The sequence below is a fragment of the Kitasatospora sp. NPDC056651 genome, assembly GCF_042792155.1.
In the GTDB taxonomy this organism is placed as follows: Bacteria; Actinomycetota; Actinomycetes; order Streptomycetales; family Streptomycetaceae; genus Kitasatospora.
In genome coordinates this window covers 29220-31842 of the sequence record NZ_JBHTWX010000107.1, presented here as the reverse complement: position 1 = coordinate 31842, position 2623 = coordinate 29220, and the positions used below count along the sequence as shown (strand labels likewise).

Here is a 2623-nt window from a genome sequence, read left to right as displayed (position 1 = left end):
CATCGCCGCGTCCTCCTGCGCCAGGTACTCGCGGGCGCGCACCAGCTCGATCAGGATGGTGCCCCGCGGGCCGCCGGTGTCCGCCCCGGCCTCCGGGCCGCTCGGACCGGTTCCCGGACCCCGCACCACGTCGTTCGTACCCCCCTCAACCATGGGGGTGATGATACGACTTCAGCGGTGGGCGTGGTGGGTGTCCCCCAGGTACTCGCCGGTCTCGGCGTCGGGGAAGCTGACGGCGATGGTGACGCGGTACTCGTGGACGCCCTCCCGGTGCCCCGGCACCCGCGCCCAGGCCAGCGAGTGCACCTCCGCCTCGGGGGCCTGCCGGCACCAGGCCGCGGCCTCCTCCAGGGCCCGGGCGGCCGACCGCCCGGTGCACACCACCGCGGTGTACGCGGCGACCGCGACGTCCGTGTCGGAGCGGAAGCTGCGCGACACCGCCCGGACGGCCGCGGCGGCCTGGGTCAGGTCACGGGCCAGGTCGTCCACCACCCGAGGGGGGGCCGGCAGGACCACCGTTCCCTCGGCGAGGGTCTCCGGCAGGTTCGCGCTCACGGTCTGGACCTCCATCCGCATCATCACGCGGCACAGCATGCCGGGCGGTGATTCCTGGCATGCCCACTTTCACCAGAACGTCACCCGTCCAGGGCCGAGTCGGGCCCGCCCCCTGGCGCCCGGGGGCCCGTCCTGCTAGGGGGCGTCGAGCCCGGCGTCCGACGTTCCGGCAGGTCAGCGGGGTCCGGCGGCAGGCGGCGCCGGGAGCCCGAAACACCGCGCACGCACCACCCCCGCGCTCCGAACCGCCGGTACGGCGCCCGCGAGCGCCCGTCCCACCACCGGCGATACCGGTCAACATGCCGCTCCGGCAGGCGAGTTGACCGCCACGGCGAACGGGGGAAGCGGCGGCCGCAGGGCCCGGGCACGGCAGGGCGCCCGGGCCCACCCCTACTGAGGTGCCGAGTTAACCCCTAGGAGGGCCCCGGTCCGCCTCTCGGTCACCCTGTCCCTGTCAGATCGTCGTGATACTAATCGTCCCGGCGGGGGTCCCGTCCTCATCACGGGGCGGGCACGATGACGGCAACTCAACCGTTCCGGGAGGATCCGGACGGCGACGGGGAGGGGTATGCGGATGACGGTGCGGATCGGCAAGACCGAAGGCGGACGGAAGCTCCGGATCGGCAAGCGGGTCACGGGGACGGCGGCGGCCTTCGCCGCGCTGGCCGCCCTGACCGGCTCTCAGGTGACGGGCATCGGACTCGCCCCGGTCGCGGCCGCCGACGTCGGCCCCACGAACGGCGCCGCCGACCAGAGCGCGGGCCGCTTCCTGCCGGGCGGTGACGGTCCGACCGGCGCCCCGGCCACCGGCGCCCCCGCCGACGGCGGCGGCACCGTCCAGCTCCCGCAGCCGCCCGGCGCACTGCCCGGCCTGCCCTCGGCGGGCCCGTTCACGGCCGGCGGTCCCGCGCTGCCCGCCACCGTGTTCGCCGCCTACCGCCAGGCCGAGGCCTCGCTGGCGCAGCGCTCGCCGGGCTGCCACCTGCCCTGGCAGCTGCTGGCCGCGATCGGCCAGGTCGAGTCCGGCCAGGCCAACGGCGGCCAGGTGGACGCGGCCGGCACCACCCTGACGCCGATCCTCGGCCCGCTGCTGGACGGCAACGGCTTCGCCGCGATACCCGCCACCGACGGCGGCCGCTACTCCGGCGACGCCCGCTGGGACCGCGCCGTCGGGCCGATGCAGTTCATCCAGTCCACCTGGGCCTCCTGGGGCGTGGACGCCAACGGCGACGGCAAGGCCGACCCGAACAACATCTTCGACGCCGCCGAGACCGCCGGCCGCTACCTGTGCGCGGGCGGCCGCGACCTCTCCGACCCGGCGCAGCTCGACCGGGCCATCCTCAGCTACAACAACTCCGGCGAGTACCTGCGGACGGTGCGCAACTGGATGGCGCACTACGGCAGCGGCACGGTCACCACGGTGCCGAACCGCCCGGGGCCCCTGGTCCCGCCCGGCCCGCAGCCTCCCGCCGGCGGGTCGACCCCGGGCACCGGCGGCACGCCCGGCACGGAGCCGCAGCCGACGGTCCCGGTCACGCCCACCCCGGGCCAGTCGCCGAGCGCCCAGCCGACCACCACCCCGGGCGGCACGCCCACGCCCGGCGGCACCACCTCCCCGTCCGCGACGCCGACGACCACCCCGGGCGGCAGCACCTCCCCGACGGCGCACCCGAGCGGCACCCCGACCGGGACGCCCACCGGCACCCCGACCGGCACACCCACGGGCTGCCCGGACCCGACGGCCACGGCCACACCCACCGGGACGCCGTCCCCGACGGGCTCCCCGTCCCCGACCGCCGCGCCCAGCGGCACCCCGACGGAGACGCCCGCCCCGGGCTGCCCCACCCCCACCGCGACCGCGACCGCGACCGCCACGGGCACCCCGAGCGGCGCGCCCAGCACCACCCCCAGCGCCGCGCTCTCGCCGTCGGCCGCGCCGACGAAGTGACCACAGGGGCGGGGGGGCCCCCCCCCCCCCCCCCCCCCCCCCCCCGGCGAGGAAGCCCGACCGCGCCCCCGGGGGTGAGAGGTTAAATTACAACACCCGCCACACGGACAGGGAAGTGAG

Annotated in this window: 2 protein-coding genes; one reads left to right on the top strand and one right to left on the bottom strand. The window is 77.0% G+C overall.

The annotated features are described in order from the left end of the window. Window positions 1–171: 171 nt before the first annotated feature. Window positions 172–555 (bottom strand): hypothetical protein, encoded by a 384-nt coding sequence (locus tag ACFRAR_RS31195; protein WP_380702280.1) that lies wholly within the window; start codon window positions 553–555, stop codon window positions 172–174. 574 nt (window positions 556–1129) lie between these two features. Between ACFRAR_RS31195 and ACFRAR_RS31190 the strand changes: the two genes are divergently transcribed. Next, window positions 1130–2503, top strand: a complete 1374-nt coding sequence (locus ACFRAR_RS31190; protein WP_380702278.1) for a lytic transglycosylase domain-containing protein — start codon at window positions 1130–1132, stop codon at window positions 2501–2503. Window positions 2504–2623: the final 120 nt, after the last annotated feature.